The following is a 21,630-nucleotide window of genomic DNA, read 5'->3' on the forward strand; positions in this document are numbered from 1 at the left end:
AAAGGGATGTCATGTCCGTAGAAACGAAGAAATTCCGACTCATCACACGCAGCGATTTTGACGGCTTGGTTTGTGCCGTGCTGTTACAGCATCTCGATTTGATCGATGATATTTTGTTCGTGCATCCGAAAGACATGCAAGATGGGAAAATCGCCGTCAGTAGCGACGATATCAGTACCAATTTGCCGTATGTCGAGGGTATACACTTGGCCTTTGACCATCACTTGTCAGAAACCCTGCGTCATAGCGGTGCGCGCGATAATCATGTAATCAATCCGGCAGCACCATCGGCGGCACGGGTGGTGTATGAACATTACGGCGCGCATGCGGCGTTTCCAGAGGCGTGGGACGATATGATGGCGGCCGTCGACAAGGGCGATTCGGCACAGTTCAATCAAGCAGAGGTGTTGCGGCCGAAAGAATGGGATTTGCTGAACTTCCTCATGGATGCCCGTACCGGACTCGGTCGTTTCCGCGACTTCCGTATTTCCAACTATGCTTTGATGATGGAATTGATTGCGCTGTGCAAGACTCAGAATATTGCTGAGATCATGCAGAATCCCGATGTCAAAGAGCGGGTCGACCTGTACAGCGAGCACAACGCCAAATGCCAAGAGCAAATTTTGCGCTGTGCCAGTGTGCATGGCAATCTGGTGGTGCTCGATTTGCGTCAGGAAGCCAGTATTTTTGCCGGCAACCGGTTCTTGATTTATGCATTGTTTCCACAGACAAACATTTCGATTCACGTCTTGTCCGGTTTGAAAAATCAAAACACCGTTTTTGCAACTGGGAAATCGATACTCAATCGTACATCGAAGACCTCGGTTGGCCCCTTGATGCTCGAATATGGCGGCGGTGGGCATGAAAATGCCGGAACTTGCCAAGTGGCCAACGAAAGCGCCACGGAAGTTTTGGCTGCCTTAATCCACAAAATCAATGCCGATGGCTGAGCCGTTCTGTTTGTGAGCTACGCCTCGGCCTTGCTTGTCTGCACTTTCTTAACACAAACGCAGACCAGCAAGGCCGAGTGTTACTAAGTGTTGCTTTAATATGCAATAAACTTTTTTTTATGCCGCTCTATTGAATTTCGCCGCTTAATCGCCTAATGTGCAGTGCACCAAAAACAATAGGGTATGCAATTGGAAAATCATCAGAATCATGCGAAAAGCAGTCTTGCTGCTTTGTCACTCGCCGCCATTGGTATCGTTTACGGCGATATCGGTACCAGTCCGCTCTATACGATGAAGGAAGTGTTCTCTCCCGAACACGGTCTGGAGCTCAATGAATTCAATGTCTTCGGTGTGATCTCCCTGATTTGTTGGGGTTTGATTATCATCGTTGCACTCAAATACGTCACACTGATTTTACGCGCCGATAATCGCGGCGAGGGCGGCATTATGGCGCTGACGGCGCTGGCGCTGGAATCGGTCGGTAAATCGTCGAAGTTATATTTTGTTTTGTTGGTGCTCGGTTTGCTCGGTGCCGCCTTGTTTTACGGTGATGGTGTGATCACCCCGGCGGTGTCGGTGTTATCTGCGATTGAAGGTTTGGAAGTGGCGACGCCGGCCTTCAAACCGTATGTGGTGCCGATTACCGTGCTGGTGATTGCTGCCTTGTATGCCGTGCAGTTCAAGGGTACGGCCGGTATCGGTCGCTGGTTCGGTCCTATCATGGTGATCTGGTTCGCACTCTTGGCGGTGATGGGCGTGTATAACATCGCTAAAATGCCGAGCATTATCGGCGCCCTCAACCCGGTGCATGCCTTTGATTTTCTGCTCTCGCACGGTTGGGTAGCGTTTTTAGCGCTCGGTGCCGTGGTGTTGGCGTTCACCGGTGCTGAAGCGCTGTATGCGGATATGGGGCATTTCGGCAGTCAACCGATACGGATTGCCTGGTTTTCGGTCGTGTTTCCAGCCTTGGCGCTCAATTATCTCGGTCAGGGTGCTCTGCTGATCGTCACGCCTTCTGCGGTCAGTAACCCGTTTTATCAGCAACTCGGGCCTTGGAGTGTTTACCCCTTGGTGATTTTGTCGGCCGTGGCGACGGTGATTGCTTCGCAGGCGACGATTTCCGGTACCTTCTCCATGACCAAGCAAGCCATTGCTTTGGGTATTTTGCCGCGCATGCAGATCATTCATACCTCGGCGAAAGAGATCGGGCAGATCTACATTCCCGTGGTGAATTGGCTGCAATTGCTGGTGGTGGTGGCGGCGGTGGTCGGTTTCGCTTCTTCCTCTAATCTGGCGTCGGCCTATGGTATTGCCGTTACGGGCACCATGCTGGTGACTTCTTTGCTGACTTTTTTCGTCATTCGTCACCGCTGGAAGCTTAATTTGGCGCTGTGTTTGATGGCTACCGGCTTTTTTGCTTTCATCGATTTTTCGCTGTTTGCTGCCAACGCGCTCAAAATTGTCCATGGTGGCTGGTTCCCGCTGGTGCTCGGATCGATCATGTTTGTGATCATGACAACCTGGAAGCGTGGTCGTGAGTTGGTATTCGATAACTTGAAAAAGCATGCGATACCACTCAGTGACTTTTTGGAATCTTTGTTTGTCTCACCACCTCACCGCGTCCCTGGTACGGCGATTTTCTTGCGCGGCGAAGCCGATGGTGTGCCGCACGCCTTGCTGCATAATCTGTCGCATAACAAGATTTTGCATGAGCGTGTGGTGTTTCTGACTTTGCATAACAAGGAAATTCCTTGGGTGGCACCGGAAGATAGAGTGCATGTCACCGACTTCGGTCATGATTGTTACCAGATCGATGTCAATTACGGCTTCAAGAATGAGCCGGATATTCCCAAAGCGCTGGCTTTGTGCGAAAAATTCGGTTTGTTGTTCGAACCGATGGAAACCTCGTATTTCATCGCCCGACAAACCATTGTTTCCAAGCCGGGCAGTGGCATGGCCTTGTGGCGTGAATGGCTGTTTGTGCTGATGTCGCGCAATGCACGCGATGCCGCTGATTACTACCGCATCCCAACCAACCGCGTCATCGAAGTCGGTTCGCAAGTGGAAATTTAAGTTTGTCAGTAAAAACTCGGTCGGGGGCTTATATAATCAAAAAGCCTGTGCTATAATCTTGTTTTTCGCGGCTGTAGCTCAGCTGGATAGAGTACTTGGCTACGAACCAAGGGGTCGTGGGTTCGATTCCTGCCAGCCGCACCAGATTTCAGGGATCAGACGCAAGTCTGATCCCTTTTTTCTATTCTGCCGCCGCTTCAGAAAAATCCTACGGTGATTTCAGAAATTTCCGTCTTGTCATTCGTGCGGATCGATTGCAGACTTCAGGTCTTCTGATGATCATGAAGGGCAGTTTTTCTGTATGTCGAATTTTTCCCGCCGCTGTCTCCGTTTGTGCATGGTGCTCACCGTGCTCACCGTGCTTACCGCTTGTGCTCAGCGCCGCGGCTATCACGCTAATCCGTATCCGCCATATCCCCTGTCGACCGACTATCCGAGTTATTCGAATTACCCGACTGCGAACGGCTATCGTGGTTATTCTGAGCGGCCCGATGGCAGTATCGGTTGTTCGCCTGATTTCGCCGGCTATGCCGAAAGCCGCAGCGGTCAGATTTGCGCTGGCGGTCGCTATGCCGGCTATGCCGAAAGCCGTACCGGTGCGGTGGTGTGCGGGGCGCTGTATAGTGGCCGTTTTCAGGGGCGCAGTGGCTTGGTCTGTTATGGCGGCTTGTATCGTGGGCGGCGTTGAGCGCTGTTTCTTCGCTGTTACTTGTTGGTAAAGAAAAATAATTTGCCCAGGGGGCTATAATTTTCCCTTGAGCTTTGCTATAATTTTGTTCTTCGCGGCTGTAGCTCAGCTGGATAGAGTACTTGGCTACGAACCAAGGGGTCGTGGGTTCGATTCCTGCCAGCCGCACCAGATATAAGGGATCAGATGAAAATCTGATCCCTTTTTTCTATTTGGCACGCGCGAAAAATGGGCGAAAATTGATTTCTGCTTGGGATGGGCTTGGTTAGAGTGGCATTTTCACTCCAGCCTGTGAGCAATTGATCGCCCCCATGATAAATGTCTTTTCATCCTCTGTTGCTGGATTGCGAGCAGTCGCGTCAGCACCCACTGTGCCAGCCAGTTATCCGGAGATCGTACGCGTATGGCGCGACAGTGCGCCGCCGGGGGAGGATAGGGTAGAGGTAGCGCGACGTTTGCTCAGCGCTTACCGTGACAACGCCACCACGCTGGTGCTGCGCCACTTCGGTACGCTGAGTAGTTTGCCAGCCTTGCCGGGCGGCTTGCACGAAATCAGAATTTACAATTGCCCGGCCTTGCGCAGCTTGCCGGCCGTGTTGCCTGCCAGTTTGCGCAGTCTGAATTTTTTTCAATGTGCATCCTTGTGCTCCTTGGGTGAGAATCTTCCCAGTTGCTTGAACACGCTGGGCTTGACTGAATGTCCATCTATCTCCGCTTTGCCGGCGAATTTACCGGCTGAATTGATGGCGCTGTCGCTGGTCAGTTGCGCGGCGCTTGAGCAATTGCCGGCCAATTTGCCGGATCGCATAATTCATGTGCATATTTTCGGTTGTCATGCGCTTCGGAGTATAGAGTACATTCCGCGCTCTTTGGTCTCGTTTGATATCTGTCGGTGCGATAGATTGACGGCGGTGCGCGGCCACTTGCCCGATGAATTGATGAGCTTTCGTATCGATTTATGTCCTTCGTTAAACGATATCCCGGAAGAATTGCCGGCGTCGTTGCAGATACTGACGCTTTCCAATTGTGTCACGCTCACGCGCATACCGATGACGGTACCGTCGCGCTTAATTCGTCTCGATCTGCGCGGTAGCACTGCGATAACGAGTGCGCCGATTTACCCCATCCGTTTTCAGCCGTACTTGCCTTTGCATTTGCGCGAGCCCATGCGCAATCCTCACTCTCTTGAGGCGCTGTCGCCACTGCATTTCGACGATGTCGAGGCCAGGGCCGATTATGAGGACAGCGAAGTCAAGGAGTTGGTCGAGCACTTCGTACTGCGTACAGTCAGCCCTCAAAATGCCTGGTTAGACAGCTTCACGCCGCTCGATGGCGCTGCCGCGGTATCGATTACTACACAAAATCGCCTGTATGTGGAGGGCGAGATTGAGCAAGTGAACTTGACTGACGAAGCGCTGCAGCTGGAGTTGATGGTGCGCGTGCCTGATTTGATCGCAGCGCCGCAGCAAACCGTCATTATTGCCGAGCAGAGTGAGGCGGGGCGCTTGGCAATCGAGGCCTTGTATCAAGATATTGCTTACGGCGCTATCCTTGACCCCTCCTATTTGCAGCGTTTTCTGCGCGCACAATTGCCATCCCCTTTATTGGCGCTGCGCCCTATCAGCGCTGAGCAGCAATTGTGTTGTCAGCAGTTATCAAACAAGATCATTATGGCAGCCAAGGAGTTGGTTTGCGTGCCATGGGACGATTCTGGCACGATCATGGTATTGGCAGAACGTCAGTCGAGTGCACATATTTTGCTTGATGGTGGCTATGCCGTGCACCAGTCCAGTATTGATCGCGCCTTGTTCGCGGGGGTATTGGCCTGCTGCAAGCAGGATGATGAGTCGGAATTCATCGAGGTGATGGCATACTTTGAGGCTGGTTGGCCGACCCCCAGTTTACTCGACGAAGCACGCCTGACGTTTCGCGAAAACTTCATACATCTGTTCGTGACCGGGCAATTCGCCTCGGAATGGATTAAACGCGAGTACTACCATTTTGTGTTGCGCTGTGGGCAGATGCACTGAATACAAATGTCGTTGCGGCCTGCGGAAATGACGGTGCATCGAGGGTAAGTGCATGCACGCAGCAGTTGAATGTAATGAGCGAAAACTGGTATTTCTCGTGACAGTGCCTCGCTAACATCTGACGGTGATCAATCACTTTGACTTCGACTGCACATGCCTCCGATTTTACCTCGTTTCAGCTGTATTCCCAGTTCAACTGCTGGCATGTCAATGACACCGCTACGTGCCAACTCAGTTGCTGCATCCGCTGTGCAGGATTACCGGCAGATGATCGATGCCTGGGTTGGCGTTAGCCCGGCGCACGAGGAGCGGGCGATGGTAGCGGCACACTTGCTTGAGGTGCATGCTAATCGCACGCCTTTGCTGACACTGTGTGATTTGGATGGCTTGAGCAGTCTGCCACCCTTACCTGACTGCGTAGTGCGACTGATGGTTCGCAATTGCCCGAGCTTATTGAGTATGCCTGGCGCTGGCATATCTGCGTCAAGCGCGCGCTGGCCAGCCGGTTTGAAGGAGTTGTATATTAAAGATTGCAACGCCCTGACGGCGCTCGAGACCGACTGGCCCCTAGCCTTGAGGTGTCTGACGATTTCTCACTGTTTGGCGCTCGAATCTGTGCGCGCCGCGCCATCGCCGGCCTTACGATCGGTCGTGATCAGCGACTGTCCCAAGCTGCATGCGCTGAGTGAGCAATGGCCTGCGGAATTGCGTGAATTTAAACTGACACGCTGTGCAGCTTGGTCGAATTTACCTGCCAGTTTGCCGGATAGCCTGAGAGAATTATCGATCAATAATTGCGCCAGCTTTACGCACTTGCCTGGGCCCTTGCCAAGCGCTTTGCGCGGCTTGGAAATCACTGATTGCCCGGCCTTGACGGCACTGTGTGAATTGAATTTGGCGTTCTTACGTCGTCTGACGATACGGAATTGTTCCGCGCTGGTCGCGCTGCCGCGGCTGTCAACACCGCGCTTGTTGACGCTGTCGCTGGTTGCTTGCGGTGCCCTCACTCGTCTGCCTGCCAGGCTGCCGGAAAGTTTGGCTCATCTTGACCTGATTGCGTGTATTTCGCTGGCTTTCGTACCGCGTTACCATCTAGGTTTAGAGGTGCGACTGCCTATCCATTTAATCCAAGATACGCTCGATGAGGGCGAGCGGATCTTGCCGGCGGCATGCTTCGATCATATCCCTGCTCGATCCGCTTATCGACATACCGAGATCTGCGAACTGATCGATCATTTCAGCTTGCGCACGGCGAACCGTCGCGGCGAGTGGATCGATAGCTATACACCTTTGCACGGTGGTGAGCCGGTATCGATTGCGACGCAGAATCCGCCCTTCGGACATGACACGGTCGAACGCATCGCTATGCACCATGCGGCGCTGGTGATGCTGTTGGTGGAACGGGTGCCCAATGTGATTGTGAATTTGAAATACCAGGTGGTGGTGGCGGAACAAAGTGCCGAGGCGCAGGTGGCCATCGCCCGTTTGTATGACGAAATCGTCATTGGCGATGAGCTCAGTTCGGATGCGCTCGAGTATATTACCTGTACGAAAAAGCCATCGCCATTGATGGAAACTCGGCCGCTCTTGGTCGAAGAGGAAGGCTACTGCCGCCGCTTGTCGGCCAGTATTACCGAGCTGGCCCAACAGATTCCAAACGTGCCCTGGCACCCAAATGCGCGGGCTAAAGTATCGATTGAGCGTGCTGATGGGGAGATGGTGCTGTTTGACGGTGGCTATGCGGTACATTCCTCGTGCATCGACAGGGCATTGTTCAGTCAAGTGCTTTGCGCGTGCAAGCAGGGTGACGAGGAGATGTTCCTTGCGGCTATGGCTGATTTTCAAGCCGGTTGGCCGGCCCCGGGGCCACTCGATGGTGCGCGTCTGACCTTCCAAGAGGAGTTCGTGCGCTTGTTTGTGACCGGTTACTTTTCTTCAGAATGGATCAAGCGCGAGTACTACCATTTCATCTTACGCTGCGGGCAGATTCACTGAGTCGCCGCAGGCTCCAGCCAGCCGGTGCTTGGGCATTGGGTGCGCTGGCTTTGCCACTGGCAGCGCCGGCGCTCAGTGCGCTTAACAAACGCTGCAAGTATTTGAGCAACTTAATGGATCGTCGCAAGCGACGATGGAAAAGCCTCTGGAAGGGGTTTCCATCGGGTCGCTCCTTCGTCGCTCACCGGCCTGAAGACGCTGTCGCAAAAGCCTGATGGACGCTGTTTACACCTGAAACACCGCATACCGCGTCTTTCCCGCATGCCGCAGCCTCGTCATTCCCGCATGCTTTTGGCGGGAACCCAGCGTCGTTTTTTACACTGAAAATGCCACAATTTCTGGCATTTTCAGTTAACCACGAACGCCGCTGGGTTCCTGCCAAAAGCGCGCAGGAATGACGTGGCCACCAGTTAGGGTAATGATACCGACTCACTACCCTTTTGCGACAGCCTCTTCAGGCCGGGGTTTCAAACCCTAGTCAGATTTTTGATGAAACTCGAAGAGTTAGTGTCAGCTTGCACACTGAAAATGGGCGAAAACTGATTTCCGCTTGTTACAGGCTTGCTTAGAGTAGAGATTTTATCCTCGCACTTGAGTCAGTAAAATCATGATAAACCTGTCGCCATCCTCTGCAGCCAGATCGTCCACAGTAGCACTCGCACTAGCACTGGCACCCAAGATACCAAATAGTTACCCGGAGATCCTGCGTGCATGGCGCGACCGCGCTGCTGAAGAGGTAGATGGAGAGGTGGTAGAGCAATATTTGCTCAATGCCCATAGTAACAATGCCACTACTCTGGAACTGCATCATTTCTGGAATTTGAGCAGTCTGCCGCCTTTGCCGGACAGGGTCACTGAAGTCAGTATTGATAATTGCCCACACTTGAAGTGCTTACCTCCCAGGTGGCCTAACGGTTTGTGTCGTTTGAAAATTATGTGTTGCGAGTCGCTGATGTCCTTGGGCGAATCCTTGCCGGTCGGCTTGGCCTCGCTCGAGCTTTGCAACTGTCCGTCTTTGACCGAACTGCCGGCAAATTTGCCAAACAGTTTGATGTCGCTGTCGCTGACTGGTTGCGTGGCTTTGACGCAGTTACCGGAAAATTTTCCGACCAATTTGGCTAACCTGAATATTTCTTTTTGCCACGCGCTGCAACGCATTGATCGATTGCCGAGTGGTTTGCTTTCGCTTGACGTCACGCAATGCCGCGCTTTAACGGGTGTGTACGAATTGCTACCTAGCCGCTTGCTGGGCTTACGTATAGGCAACTGTTCGCGCCTAAGCGTGTTGCCGCCACATTGGCCTGAATTATTGCATTTGATTCATATTCTCGATTGCATCAGCTTGACGCGTTTGCCGCAGAATGTGCCGACCAATTTGATGCGACTGAATCTACGCGGTTGTAGCAGCTTGACGGATGTGCCACATTTTCCTGCTCAGTTCCATGAATACTTACCGGTTCATTTGCGCTTGCTGCAGCGTAATCCTTACCGCATGGAGCGTCTGCCGGCGCTCCATTTCGATGATGTGGAGGCCAGAGCCGATTATGCCGACAGCGAGATCAAGGAGTTGATTGATCACTTTGTACGGAGAATGACCGTGCCACTTGATGCGTGGTTAGAGAGCTTCATGCCGCTGGGTGGTGGCGAAGCTGTGTCGATTGCGACGCAAAATCGCCAGTACATTGATGGCGAGATTGAACAAGTCAAGGTCGCTGACCAAGCCCTGTACCAGATACTATGCCAGCGCATCCCCGACTTGATCGCGACGCTGGATCATACTGTCATTGTTGCGGAACAGAGTGTGGAGGGGCAATTGGCGATCGGGGCGCTGTACCAAGATATCGCCTACGGCGAATGCCTGAATCCCTCCTATCTGCGGCGTTTTATGCACGCACAACTGCCATCCCCTTTATTGGCACCGCGCCCGATCAGTGCGGCGCAGCAGCTACGTTGTGAACAGTTGTCAGATAAAATCGTTGCGACAGCCAAGGGTTTGGTCTGCGTGCCGTGGAAAGCCTCAGCGACGGTGATGGTTTTAAAGGAACGCCTAGGCAGCGCGAGCACCTTGCGTGACGGTGGCTATGCGGTGCATCAGGCGCAGTTTGATCGCAACTTGTTTGCTTCAGTATTGGAAGCGTGTAAGCAAGGTCATGAACAGTCATTCATCTCTGCCATGGGGCGCCTCGAGGCTGGCTGGCCGACCCCCAGCGGGCTCGACGTTGCGCGCCAGACATTTCGAGAGACCTTCACCCATTTGTTTGTGACTGGGCAATTTCCATCCGAATGGATCAAGCGCGAGTACTATCATTTCATCTTACGCTGCGGGCAGATTCACTGAGGCGCTGCTGGCATCGCTTTGCAGCAGTCGCCGCAGGCTCCAGCCAGCCGGCGCTTGGGCATTGCGCGCGCTGGCTTTGCTACTGGCAGCGTCGGCGCTCAGTGCGCTTAACAAGCGGTGCAACTGGTTGATGTCTGGCAGCATGGTGCCGAGAAAGGCGACTTCGTCGCCATGCTGTATCAAAATCGTGGGGAAATTGTCGATGTCGAGTGCATCGACGAGTTCGGCGCAATCTTCGATATCGACCCAAGCGAAGCATTTATCAGGATGGCGCAGCGCCAGTTGGTCGAAAGCGAGGCGATAGCTGGTGCAGGTATCGCACCAAGCGGCGCACAGGCAAGCGACCAAGCATGCGCGTTCATTCAATTGCAGTTGTAGTGCGGCGCGGTCGTGAGTCGGGGTCAGGGCAGTCATGTGCTGATTTTAACCGATCTCTCGTCAAGAATTCCCGCCTTCGAGAGAAGTGACACGGTAAAATACGCCCATGGAAAAGTTAACCGCAATTTTAGCAATAGAAACCTCGACCTCGCTGGCTTCGGCCGCGCTGCTGGTCGGTTCGCATAGTTGGGTGCGCGAACTTAATGGTGTTGAAACTCACTCTCAAGGTATCTTGCCCGCATTGCAAGATTTACTCGCGCAAGCAGGCTTGGCCTTGAGCGATTGTGATGCCATTGCCTTCGGCTGTGGCCCCGGGGCTTTTACCGGCATTCGTACTGCCTGTGGGATTGTGCAGGGTTTGGCCTTTGGTGCAGACTTGCCGGTGGTGCCGGTGGGCAGCTTGCTGGTCATGGCCATGGCCGCGCGTGAACAAAACGACGGCACCGATTTTGTCTGTATTCTCGATGCGCGTATGAATGAAGTCTACTGCGCGCGTTATCGCTGGTTGGCGGGGGTTTGGCAGGAAGTGGTGGCACCGGCGTTGCTGAAACTCGAAGACTTAGTGATAGATCAGGCCCAGACTTGTTGTCTGGTGCTAGGGCAGGGCGTACTCTTGCCAGCGGCGTATGCCGACTGCACACACTTGGCGCTGATGCCGCATGCGCGACAAACCGCTTTGGCCGGCTTGGCGGCGTACCAAGCGGGCTTGACGCTGACGGCGGAATTGGCGCAACCCTTATATTTACGCAATAAAATCGCCTTGACCACGGCCGAACGTCTGGCGCAAAAAAATGCGCCGCGGGAAGGCTGAGATCGCTATGCTTACACATGATTTCGTTGCTTTTGTGAAACTTGGTTATGCCGATATCGATACCGTTTTATCTTTGGAAGTGCAGCTCTATCCTCATCCATGGACGCGCGGAAATTTTACCGACTCTTTGCAGAGCGGCCATGCCGGTTTTGGCTTGCGCGATGCCGAGCACGGCCTGATCGCCTATTGCTTCGTGATGCCGGTCTTGGAAGAGCTGCACTTGCTCAATTTTGCCGTGGCGGGGCAACAGCAAAAGCAAGGCTATGCGCGCGAAATGTTAAATTTATTGCATGACTATGCTATCGAGCAAGGTTTTGCCTCGATGTTGCTGGAAGTACGGCGCAGCAATGCGCGCGCCTTGGCGGTTTATCGCAGCGATGGTTTTCTCGAAATCGGCTGCCGTAAAGCGTATTATCCGGCGGCTGAAGCTGGCCGCGAAGATGCTATTGTGATGCGGAGAATCTATCGATGAACAGCAGCGCTACGGCACAGCGTGCCAGAATGTTGAATGCAATGGGCTTGGGTCCTTTGTGGGTGGAACGTCAGGCCGCACTGGTGCCGCCTGTGCCCGTGTTGGCGGCGGCATCTGTTCCTCCATCTGTCTCTGTTACTGCACCGAGTTCGGCAGCGATGCCGGCAGGCGGTTCGGTGGCTGCTCCGGTTGCGCACGAGCTCGTGTTGCCGCCTGCAGCAGTCGCACCAGCACCAGCACCAGCAATGGCCAGCCTGGACTGGCCGCATTTGCGCGACACGGTGGCACAGTGCCAGGCGTGTGCCTTATGTGGCGGTCGTAGCCACACCGTGTTCGGCACTGGCCAGCATCAGGCGCGCTGGTTGTTTGTTGGTGAGGGGCCCGGTGTGCACGAAGACCAGCAGGGTGAACCTTTCGTTGGCCCGGCCGGGCAATTGCTCGACAATATGTTGTTGGCACTGGGTTTGAATCGACAGAGCACGGCTTATATTACGAATGTGGTGAAATGTCGTGCGCTCGATACCGCGGGTAAAGATCGCTCGCCTCATGCTGATGAAATCGCCGCTTGTTTGCCTTATCTGGAGCGGCAGATCGAATTGCTGCAGCCTCAAGTCATCGTCGCGCTCGGTAAGACGGCGGCGCTGAGCTTACTCGGTTTGGCCGCCGATACGACGCTGGTGAGCTTGCGTGGCCAAGTGCACCAGTACCGCCAGCGTCCCTTGATTGTTACTTTTCATCCGGCTTACTTGTTGCGTAAACCTTTAGAAAAGAGCAAGGCTTGGGCTGATTTGTGCTTGGCGCAGCAAACTTTTTCTGCAACTGTGCCCTGATGCCGACTTCACAGGCAGCGTTTCATCGCAACTGGGGGCATTTACAAGATAGGCATGTCCGCACCTTGGCTTGGTTGTTATGCGCTGCCCCTTTGCTCGATAGCGGGGCCTCGGTATGGCACGGTGCTGGCTTATCACCACGCCTGCCGCCCACTGAGGTGATGGTCGGCATGCTGACGGCACTCGACGCCGCACCGGCAGCCTTACATGCCGCGCTGGCCCAGCGTCCTACTCGGCGTCTCGGTTTGTATGCCGAGCAATTACTGGCTTTTTTTCTGACGCAAACCGGAGAAATGGTCGCGCACGGCTTGCAAGTGCATGACGCTGCGGCACGTACACTCGGTGAATTTGATTTTGTTTTGCGGCAAAACGGCGCTTTGGTGCATTGGGAACTCGCGACCAAGTTTTATCTGTTTTGTCCAAGCGCTCAGTTGGCTCCCGATTTGTACGATTACGTGGGACCGAATCTGGCCGATACCCTCGGCAGTAAGATGCATAAGATTTTGCATCAGCAATTGCTCTTGGGGCAGCAAGCGACGGCGCGTGCCATGTTGCCAGCCGAGATCAGTGAGGCGCATGCTTTGGTGCGCGGCTGGTTGTTCTATGCTCCGGCGCTAGCGCCTGACACCTTGGCAGGGATCGCGGTCGATCATTGTCGGGGCGAGATTTTGACTCTGACGCAATTACGTGCGCTCGCTGCCCCAGGTGGATTGAGCGGCATCTTGCTGGAGCGCTTGGATTGGTTGGCACCGGCCCAGCTGGCAGAAGCCGATGTGCCGACGTGGGCAGCTTTATTGCAAGAAGTCGAACAGCATTTTTCTCATAGTCAGGCCACGCTCTTGTTGGCTTTGGTTCAGTGTGCCGCCGGCCAAGCCCGCGAGCTCAGCCGCGCCATGATCGTCGCCGATGATTGGTGGCAGCAAGCGGCGCAAGCACGTACCGCTTTGCGCCCGGTTTGAAGTCTTCAGTGCTTGTGTTCGCCGATCAAGGCCAGTGAATCGTGTTGGCGTTGATTGGCGTGGTGTTTTTTCATGACCAAGAACATGGTGCAAGCGACGAATACCCCGAACAGGATGGTGACGATCTGGATATTGAGTTTCAGCGAAACCATCACCGCATACACACTGAGCATGACCAGTACCGACAGGTTTTCATTGAAATTTTGCACTGCAATTGAATGACCTGCACTCATCAGCACATGACCACGATGCTGTAACAGGGCATTCATCGGTACCACGAAGAAGCCGGCCAGGATGCCGATCAAAATCAGCAAGGGATAGGCGATCCACACGCTGTGCACGAAAATCATGGTCACCACGACCAAGCCCATGGCGATTCCCACCGGCATCACCGATAGAGATTTTTTCAAAGGTACGAAGCGCGCTGCCGCCACCGCGCCGAGGGCGATGCCGATTGCTACCACGCCTTGCAAAATAGCGGCCTTGTTGAGCGGCATGTTCAGTGATTCTTCTGCCCATTTCAAGACGATGAATTGCAAGGTCGCGCCGGCACCCCAGAACAGCGTCGTCACGGACAGCGAGATCTGCCCCAGCTTGTCGCGCCACAGCGTCATGAAACAGCCGCAAAACTCGGTGATCAAGCGTAGCGGGTGGTGTTGCTGCTGCTTATAGCGGGCGCCGGTGTCGGGAATTCTCAGATTGAAAATTGCTGCTATGCAGTATAGACCGGTAATCACGCACAAGGCAGCTTCGGTGGGGGTGTGAACCGGGAGGTCGATGAAGGGGAAATCGAAGCTGAGTAAAGTGGCCGACACATTCGGGGTAACCAGTGCGCCGCCGAGGACGGTGCCGAGGATGATCGAGCTCACCGTCAACCCTTCAATCCAGCCATTGGCAGCGACCAGACGTTCCGGCGGCAGCAATTCGGTGAGGATGCCGTATTTGGCCGGCGAATAGGCCGCCGCGCCGAAGCCGACTACTGCATACGCCACCAGCGGATGCACTTGTACGAACATGAGTGCGCAGCCGGCGACTTTGATCAGATTGGTGAAGAACATCACGCGGCCTTTCGGGCGCGAATCGGCGAACGCGCCGACGAAGGCGGCCAGCACTACATACGACAACACAAAGAATAATTTCAACAGCGGCGTCATCCATGCGGGCGATTCCATGGAGACCAATAAAGCCATCGAAGTGATGAGCAAAGCGTTGTCGGCCAGCGAGGAAAAAAACTGCGCCGCCATGATCGTATAGAAACCGCGTTTCATGCTGATGATTTGCCTGTGACAAAGAGTTATCGGTCAGCTTTATACCATGAAATTCGGGTGCTTCAACTGAAATAGCATCAGCTTTACCCACAATACTGGGTAAAATATCAGTAGTTATTCAATTTTTTAAACTTATCAGCATGCGCCGCTCGTGCGCAGGGAATCGTGATGGCAAAGGCAAAAACAAATTACACCTGTACCGAATGTGGTGGTATTGGCAATAAATGGGCTGGACAGTGTCCAGCTTGCGGGCAATGGAATACCTTGGTGGAAACCTTGGTCGAAGCGCCGGGAAATCGGTTTTCGGCGCGTCCGCAAAGTTTGGCGCAAACCGCGCCGGTACTTAATTTGGCCGATATTGAGGCGGCCGATGTGCCGCGCTTTGGCACCGGCATTGAAGAATTCGACCGGGTGCTGGGCGGTGGCTTGGTGTCGGGTGGGGTGGTGCTGATCGGTGGCGATCCCGGTATCGGCAAATCGACCTTGTTGTTGCAGGCTTTGGCGAATTTGGCGCAGCTAAAAAAGGTCTTGTATGTCAGCGGCGAAGAGTCGGGGGCTCAGATTGCCTTACGTTCGCACCGCCTCGGTTTGCGTACCGATGGCTTGGCCTTGCAGGCGGAAATCCAATTGGAAAAAATTCTGCAAACCTTGGCCGAGCATCGGCCGCAGGTGGTGGTCATTGATTCTATTCAAACCATGTATTCGGATGCACTCAGTTCGGCACCCGGTTCGGTGGCACAGGTGCGCGAATGTGCCTCGCAATTGACGCGCCTCGCCAAGACCATGGATATCACCATGATTTTGGTTGGCCATGTGACTAAGGAAGGTGCCTTGGCTGGTCCGCGTGTGCTTGAGCATATCGTCGATACGGTATTGTATTTCGAAGGTGATACCCACTCCAGTTTCCGTTTGGTGCGCGCTATCAAGAACCGTTTCGGTGCCGTCAATGAACTCGGTGTCTTCGCCATGACCGAGCGCGGCCTCAAGGGTGTGGCTAACCCGTCGGCGCTGTTTCTGTCGCAGCACGAGACGCAAGTGGCCGGTTCTTGCGTCATGGTTACGCAAGAAGGGACTCGTCCTTTATTGGTGGAAATACAAGCTTTGGTCGACAGCTCGCACGCCCCGAATGCGCGCCGTCTGTCGGTTGGTTTGGAGCAAAACCGCTTGGCGATGTTATTGGCCGTGTTGCACCGCCATGCGGGCGTGGCGGCATTTGACCAAGATGTGTTTATCAATGCCGTCGGCGGCGTGAAAATCGCCGAACCGGCGGCCGATCTGGCGGTCTTGCTGGCGATAAATTCCTCCATGCGCAATAAGCCTTTGCCGCGCAGCTTGGTCGTGTTCGGTGAAGTCGGACTGGCCGGCGAGATACGACCAGCCCCTCGAGGTCAAGAGCGGCTTAAGGAAGCGGCGAAACTCGGTTTCACCATTGCCATGATTCCGAAAGCCAATGCACCGAAGCAGAAAATTGAAGGCTTGACTATCATCGCTGTCGATCGTATCGATGAGGCGATGAATAAAATCCGTGAGATCGACGATATGACGTAGGGAAGCGCGGATTAAATCCGCGCTTTCTTAGCTTAGTGCCGCGGCGCGCAGTCCGCTGTTGACCGCGCCTTCCAGCGTTGATGGGTAAGGGCCGGCGGTATAGTCGCCGGCGAGCAGTAAGCCGGCTTGGCCGGTCTGATTATCGGGACGTGCCAAGGCCACCTTGCAGTTGAAGGTCGCGCGCTTCTCGGTAATGACGCGGCTCCAGCGTGGCGCTGCCAGTTCCGGCATGGCAAAGCTCAGTGCCAATTGCTGAGCGATGGCGGCAGCCAGTGTGCTGTGATCAGGCAAGCCGTGCGCGGCGCTGATGACGACCGCCAATAGGCCGGCTTGACTGGCATCGAGTTGGCCGCGATCGAAGACATATTGCCCCCAGGCTTGTGCTGCGACATCGTCGCGCAGCGCAAACAGTGGACGTGCCAGTTGCAAATCTGCTCGGTATTGTAAATAGCAAGTACAAATCGCGGCTTGTTCAAACGCCGGTACGCTCTCTTCGCCGCAAGTCTGCAGCAAGCGCCGGGCATTATCGGGGTCGCAGGCGACGATGACACCATCGTAGTGCGGCGCGTCGACATCTTGGCTCAGTTGCCATTGACCAGAGGTGCTTCGCTGCAATTGTCGTATCGCTTGTCCGAAATGGACATGTGCACCGCGTTGTAACAGGTATTCGGTGGCACGCTGCGGAAACAAGGAGGATAAATCCATGCGTGGAATCAACATGTCCGAGGCCGCTCTTCGGGCCCCTAAGCTGTCGCGTAAGACATGCAGAAAAATTTGTGCCGATGCCTGTTCGGGCGGCGTATTCAAAGCCGCCAAGCATAGTGGCACCCACATCAGGCGACACAGCCGTTCGCTCTGTTCAAACCCTTGCAGTAATTCAGTGACGCTGCAATCTTCATTGAGCTGCCAATCCATCCAGCGCGCCGTCGAGGAAAAACGGGCGAGTGCCATTTTATCGGCGCGCGTTAAGCCAGTAGCTTGCCAAAGAGCAATGGTCAGATGCAAGGGGGCTGGCCACCAAGTGCTGCGTGGCGCAAGAAAATGCATGCCATCTTCGCCTGGTGGGTAGATCATTTGTAAAGGCAGGCGTAACAAGGCCAGGTCAGGATCGATGCCGACCTGGCGCAGCATCGCCAAGCTGTTGCGGTACGCGCCTAGCAATAAGTGCTGACCATTGTCGAGCGCCATGCCTTGCAGTTCGACACGACGGGCTCGCCCGCCGGCCGTGCGGGTGGCTTCAAACAGACTGACTCGGTGACCTGCTTGATTTAAAGCAATGGCTGCAGCACAGCCAGCCCAGCCGGCACCGATGACGGCGATGTCGCGCGCACCCACCTCAAGCACGCAGGTAAGTTTTCCATGCCAACCAAAGCTTGCGTATTGGCGTCAAGGAAATGCGCTGATTCAAAACGTGGAAGCCATCGTTACGTATTTCTTCCAACAAGCTGCGATAAATCGCCGCCATGATCAAGCCGGTACGCTGGGCGCGCCGGTCTTCCGGTGGCAGCAGGGCGAAGGCTTCATCATACAAGCGTTGGGCCCGTTGATATTGAAACTGCATCAATTCAACAAACTCGGGACTGTGCTTGGCGTTGAGAATATCGGCTGCCGTGACTTTGTATTCTTGCAATTCGTTTACCGGCAAGTAAATCCTGCCTTTGCGCGCATCATCGCCGACATCGCGGATGATATTCGTCATCTGAAATGCCAGTCCGAGTTTTTCCGCGAAACTGCGGGTTTGCGGATTGCTGATGCCGAAAATACTGGCCGACAGGATGCCAACCACGCCCGCAACATGCCAGCAATATTTTTGCAAAGCCTGGAAATCGAGGTAGCGGGTTTGGTTCAGATCCATTTCCATGCCGTCTATGATTGCTTGCAAATGCGCGCCATCGAGTTCGAAGCGACGCATATGAGGCAGCAAGGCGCAGCAAACCGGATGGGTGGGTGTGCCGGCCAGCATGGCTTGAATTTCTTTGCGCCACCAGTTCAGTTTGCTACGCGCGACCATGTCATCACTGCTTTCGTCGACCACATCATCGACTTCGCGACAAAACGCGTAGAGTGCGGTAATGGCGCGCCGTCGTTCGGCGGGCAAAAACAGAAAGCTGTAGTAAAAGCTCGATCCGCTCTGGGCGGCTTTTTGTTGGCAATATTCGTCAGGGGACATTGTCTTCGTATAAGTAATTGGCACAAAACCAAATAAATCGCTATGCTAACAAACTTCATCACTGTGTGAAATGAAATCACGCAGGTAGGAGGCATAGACGTATCGTAATGTAATTGCGACGCAGAATTGTTAACCTGACGCGCACCAGCTCGTATAATAGTGCTTTGGTTGGCGCATTATATGGTCGCTCTGCAAAAAGAGCCCGGCTTTCGCAGTAAAAAACTCTTAATTTGGACAAACATCTTGAATAAATCAAAACTTGCAGGAATTCTGGCCGGACTCGGACTCGTTCTGGTCGGCTGCGGCGGCTTTGTGTACACCACCGTCAGCGGTACCGTCACCGGCTTGGGCACGAGCGGTACCAATTCCTTGGTTCTGCGCAATGAAGGCAATTACCACCAAAGTTTGACGGTTGACGGCACATTTTCCTTTAATGAAGCCAGTAATGCCGTCTACGCCATCACGGTGGCAACCCAGCCAAATTTGGTCAATTGTAGCGTCGCCAACGGCAGCGGCACGATGAACAGTTCGTCCGGCGTGGCCAATGTTGCCGTTACTTGTGTGCCGAATGTGCAAATCGTCGGTAGTATCACCGGTTTACCGGATGGTGACAGTCTCTACCTCAATAATAATATCACCAACACCAGTCAGAGCCTCAACCTCGACGTCGACAGTGCTTCCGCGCTGACCAGTAATGGTACGTTTGTGCTGCCAACCTATGTCGTCAGTGGTGATAATTACAATGTCACGGTGTCGCGCCCACCTGCAGGTAAATTCTGTACCGTCGCCAATGGTGCCGGTTTGGCCAATAATGCCAATGCTGCTGCGGCAGCCAACGTGACCGTTGCTTGCGTGAGTGCGACGCCAGTGACCGTGACGGTGACGGGCCTGACTGCCGGTAATACCCTGGTGTTGACCGATACCTCGACGGCACGAGTTGATAATCTTACATTGACCACCATCGGTGTGTACAATTTCAACTGGTCTTTGTTGACAGGGATGCCATATAAAGTAGCGGTGCTGACTCAGCCGACCGGGCAAACTTGCTCGGTGCAAAATGCCAGCGGTGTTGCCAATCTTGGTAACCCGGCTGCTTCAGCGAATGTCGTGGTCAACTGTATCTGATCACCTCGTTAAATAAAAAAACCGCTGCCACCCTGAGGGGTTGGCAGCGGTTTTTGTTTGGCCAGCGCTGGCGCTGATGTGATCCGCGCTGGCTTTTCTTTATCTTAGAGTTCTTCCAAATTACCCGCTTGATTGAAATAGAAAATACCTTCGCGCTTGAAACCCCATTTACCACCCTTGAGACGAATAAAAGGTTCAAAGCTGAAAAACGGCACGTCTGCGAGCAGGGCATGGTTGTTCGATTCGATATACTGGCGCGCGTCGCGCTCGCTAGCAATGCTGTGACCGACGTTATTGCGGTAATCGAGGTTGACGAAGCCATTTTCGCGAATGCGCATATTGGCCCAGTCGAACAATTGCGCGAAACTGGTTTGTGGCCGTACCAGTTTGAGCATCTGCAAGTGCATTTGCTCTAAAAATCCCAAGCCGTTTTGAAATTCGCGTAATTGCGGCGTCGTCGTGACGCGTCCATTCTCGATCGGAAACGAGCGTGCGCAATCACCCCAGAAGCGGTCGCGAGTCGGGCTCAGGTCGATGGTGACGAGGTTGGAGCGGCCGACCAGTTCTTCGCGCGGTTGATAGTCGCGGCCCGAAATCGATACGCAACTGCGCGAGCCGAGCAATACCAGAGCTGGGCAGGCGTAGTACCACGTATCGGGGTAGCCTTGATCTTGCAGCAAACGATGGGCTTTGTCGGCGATGCTTTTTTCACTGTCTTCGGCCGTGATCAGACTGGCTAATTGGCTCAGCACTGCTTTGGCGGCGGCCTGAATCTGACGATGTTGCTCGATTTCGAGTTCGGTGGGCATGATGTTTTCTATGTCTTGGCTCTGGCTATGGTGAGCTGGCCGGATTTATTTGGCAGCGCTGCCGGTGACGGCACCGACTCCGGCTTTGGTAACATCGACGGCCGTGCCGACCACCGCGCCGCCAACCTTGACCGTGGTCGCTACCGCTACATCGGCAATCGCCAGAACCGTACAACCATTGAGCGAGAGCATGCATAGTAGGAAAAACAAAGGCTTTATACAAGTTTGGTTTTGCATCATCAACTCACGCTCGGGCAGTGGAAAAACTAGGGATAAAGCATACGCGCCACGGTAAAGTGGCTTTTCCGCCATTATGCGCCAAATTGCGCCGATTCATCCGCGCTTCCTTGCTGAAATTTACATTTTCAGTGCGCGCCACAGCAGTAGCGGCCAATCACTGGCGACGATTTTCGGGCGGCGCTGGAATACATCGCCATTGACCGCCTCGATTTTTTCAATGATGCGTAAGCCGCCTTGCACCACCAAGCGTAATTCCCAACCTATCCGTCCCGGCAAGCGTTTCGCCAGACCACTGCCGGACAGCATCAGTGCATGAGCGCGGCGCGTTTGAAACAACATCAAGGCTTGCCAGGCCGGGTCTTTGGCGGGGCCGCTGCAGGCGCGCTCGTCCAGCCCGAAGTGCTGCAAGTCTTCGAGGGGAATGTAGATGCGCTGTTTTTTGATATCGATCGCCACGTCTTGCCAAAAATTAATTAATTGCAAGGCGCTGCAGATTGCATCGGAATCGAGCAGATTTTTTGGGTTGGCGGCACCATACAAATGCAGCATCAGGCAACCGACCGGATTGGCCGAGCGGCGGCAATAATCGAGCAAGCTGGCGTAATCGCTATAGCGCGTGGTGGTAACATCTTGCTTGAAGGCATTTAATAAATCGCGCAATGCTGACACTGGCAACTGATATTCAGTCATCACGGCGGCCAGTGCCTGAAATAAGGGCTGGCTTGAAACCTGCCCGGCAGCGATGCCATCGAGTTCTTGTTCGTACTGTTGCAAAGCCTGCAGGCGCTCGGCTGGGCTGGCATCGCCCTCGTCGGCGAAATCATCGGCGCTGCGGGCGAAGGCGTAGATGGTTTGTACGGCCGGCCGTAAATGCGGCGGTAACAGCATCGACGCAACTGGGAAATTTTCGTAGTGTTCTGTCGGCATAAGGGGAAATTATTTAATG

Annotated in this window: 19 protein-coding genes and 2 tRNA genes; 14 read left to right on the top strand and 7 right to left on the bottom strand. The window is 54.2% G+C overall.

Annotated elements, in window-relative coordinates:
• Window positions 1-11: 11 nt before the first annotated feature.
• From QN359_RS05335 to QN359_RS05370, 8 genes are all read left to right on the top strand, one after another.
• Complete coding sequence (locus QN359_RS05335) at window positions 12-950, top strand: exopolyphosphatase (protein ID WP_322247832.1); 939 nt, start codon at window positions 12-14, stop codon at window positions 948-950.
• A 183-nt stretch (window positions 951-1,133) separates the two neighbouring features.
• On the top strand, window positions 1,134-3,023 hold the full coding sequence (locus QN359_RS05340) for a potassium transporter Kup (protein WP_322247833.1): 1,890 nt from the start codon (window positions 1,134-1,136) through the stop codon (window positions 3,021-3,023).
• A 67-nt stretch (window positions 3,024-3,090) separates the two neighbouring features.
• Window positions 3,091-3,167, top strand: a tRNA-Arg gene (locus tag QN359_RS05345).
• Window positions 3,168-3,324: 157 nt separating this feature from the next.
• Entirely contained in the window at window positions 3,325-3,711 is a 387-nt protein-coding gene (locus QN359_RS05350; RefSeq protein ID WP_322247834.1) for a hypothetical protein, read from the top strand.
• 94 nt (window positions 3,712-3,805) lie between these two features.
• Window positions 3,806-3,882, top strand: a tRNA-Arg gene (locus QN359_RS05355).
• 200 nt (window positions 3,883-4,082) lie between these two features.
• The gene (locus tag QN359_RS05360; RefSeq protein ID WP_322247835.1) at window positions 4,083-5,741 is read left to right on the top strand and encodes a hypothetical protein; all 1,659 of its coding nucleotides are present in this window, start codon (window positions 4,083-4,085) and stop codon (window positions 5,739-5,741) included.
• Between the two features lie 210 nt (window positions 5,742-5,951).
• Window positions 5,952-7,736, top strand: a complete 1,785-nt coding sequence (locus tag QN359_RS05365) for a hypothetical protein (RefSeq protein WP_322247836.1) — start codon at window positions 5,952-5,954, stop codon at window positions 7,734-7,736.
• Between the two features lie 607 nt (window positions 7,737-8,343).
• Window positions 8,344-10,074: a hypothetical protein gene (locus tag QN359_RS05370; RefSeq protein WP_322247837.1), complete on the top strand. Its 1,731-nt coding sequence runs from the start codon at window positions 8,344-8,346 to the stop codon at window positions 10,072-10,074.
• On the opposite strand, the gene QN359_RS05375 is transcribed toward QN359_RS05370, so the two are convergent.
• Window positions 10,051-10,488 carry a thioredoxin family protein gene (locus tag QN359_RS05375; RefSeq protein ID WP_322247838.1) on the bottom strand — a complete coding sequence of 146 codons (438 nt, stop codon included), beginning with the start codon at window positions 10,486-10,488 and terminating at the stop codon, window positions 10,051-10,053. The genes QN359_RS05370 and QN359_RS05375 overlap by 24 nt on opposite strands.
• Before the next feature lie 70 nt (window positions 10,489-10,558).
• On the opposite strand from QN359_RS05375, the gene tsaB reads away from it, so the two are divergent.
• Genes tsaB through QN359_RS05395 form a run of 4 tightly spaced genes read left to right on the top strand, consistent with a single transcriptional unit; the run spans window position 10,559 to window position 13,524 of the window.
• The gene (gene tsaB / locus QN359_RS05380; protein WP_322247839.1) at window positions 10,559-11,263 is read left to right on the top strand and encodes a tRNA (adenosine(37)-N6)-threonylcarbamoyltransferase complex dimerization subunit type 1 TsaB; all 705 of its coding nucleotides are present in this window, start codon (window positions 10,559-10,561) and stop codon (window positions 11,261-11,263) included.
• Window positions 11,264-11,270: 7 nt separating this feature from the next.
• A complete protein-coding gene (gene rimI, locus QN359_RS05385) occupies window positions 11,271-11,735 on the top strand; it encodes a ribosomal protein S18-alanine N-acetyltransferase (protein ID WP_322247840.1) in 465 nt (154 codons plus the stop codon).
• Window positions 11,732-12,565, top strand: coding sequence for a uracil-DNA glycosylase (locus QN359_RS05390; RefSeq protein WP_322247841.1), 834 nt, complete (start codon window positions 11,732-11,734; stop codon window positions 12,563-12,565). The genes rimI and QN359_RS05390 overlap by 4 nt, the downstream gene beginning before the upstream one ends.
• Entirely contained in the window at window positions 12,565-13,524 is a 960-nt protein-coding gene (locus tag QN359_RS05395) for a DUF1853 family protein (RefSeq protein ID WP_322247842.1), read from the top strand. The genes QN359_RS05390 and QN359_RS05395 overlap by 1 nt, the downstream gene beginning before the upstream one ends.
• A gap of 5 nt (window positions 13,525-13,529) precedes the next feature.
• On the opposite strand, the gene lplT is transcribed toward QN359_RS05395, so the two are convergent.
• Window positions 13,530-14,792: a lysophospholipid transporter LplT gene (gene lplT / locus QN359_RS05400; RefSeq protein WP_322247843.1), complete on the bottom strand. Its 1,263-nt coding sequence runs from the start codon at window positions 14,790-14,792 to the stop codon at window positions 13,530-13,532.
• 168 nt (window positions 14,793-14,960) lie between these two features.
• Between lplT and radA the strand changes: the two genes are divergently transcribed.
• Window positions 14,961-16,340 carry a DNA repair protein RadA gene (gene radA, locus QN359_RS05405; RefSeq protein WP_322247844.1) on the top strand — a complete coding sequence of 460 codons (1,380 nt, stop codon included), beginning with the start codon at window positions 14,961-14,963 and terminating at the stop codon, window positions 16,338-16,340.
• Window positions 16,341-16,367: 27 nt separating this feature from the next.
• Here radA and hpnE read toward each other — a convergent pair whose 3' ends face one another.
• Window positions 16,368-17,684: a hydroxysqualene dehydroxylase HpnE gene (gene hpnE / locus QN359_RS05410; RefSeq protein WP_322247845.1), complete on the bottom strand. Its 1,317-nt coding sequence runs from the start codon at window positions 17,682-17,684 to the stop codon at window positions 16,368-16,370.
• A complete protein-coding gene (gene hpnD, locus QN359_RS05415; protein WP_322247846.1) occupies window positions 17,677-18,510 on the bottom strand; it encodes a presqualene diphosphate synthase HpnD in 834 nt (277 codons plus the stop codon). Before hpnD ends, hpnE begins: the two co-directional genes overlap by 8 nt.
• Window positions 18,511-18,753: 243 nt before the next feature.
• Here hpnD and QN359_RS05420 point away from each other — a divergent pair, with 243 nt between their 5' ends.
• On the top strand, window positions 18,754-19,635 hold the full coding sequence (locus tag QN359_RS05420; protein WP_322247847.1) for a hypothetical protein: 882 nt from the start codon (window positions 18,754-18,756) through the stop codon (window positions 19,633-19,635).
• A gap of 104 nt (window positions 19,636-19,739) precedes the next feature.
• Here QN359_RS05420 and QN359_RS05425 read toward each other — a convergent pair whose 3' ends face one another.
• The 3 genes from QN359_RS05425 to hpnC all read right to left on the bottom strand — a co-directional run bounded on the left by QN359_RS05425 (window position 19,740) and on the right by hpnC (window position 21,611).
• Window positions 19,740-20,444 (bottom strand): M24 family metallopeptidase, encoded by a 705-nt coding sequence (locus QN359_RS05425; RefSeq protein ID WP_322247848.1) that lies wholly within the window; start codon window positions 20,442-20,444, stop codon window positions 19,740-19,742.
• A gap of 45 nt (window positions 20,445-20,489) precedes the next feature.
• Window positions 20,490-20,681 (bottom strand): hypothetical protein, encoded by a 192-nt coding sequence (locus QN359_RS05430; RefSeq protein WP_323493199.1) that lies wholly within the window; start codon window positions 20,679-20,681, stop codon window positions 20,490-20,492.
• Window positions 20,682-20,801: 120 nt separating this feature from the next.
• On the bottom strand, window positions 20,802-21,611 hold the full coding sequence (gene hpnC, locus QN359_RS05435; protein ID WP_322247850.1) for a squalene synthase HpnC: 810 nt from the start codon (window positions 21,609-21,611) through the stop codon (window positions 20,802-20,804).
• Window positions 21,612-21,630: the final 19 nt, after the last annotated feature.

This window comes from Undibacterium sp. 5I2 (assembly GCF_035019605.1).
Classification (GTDB): Bacteria; Pseudomonadota; Gammaproteobacteria; order Burkholderiales; family Burkholderiaceae_D; genus Undibacterium.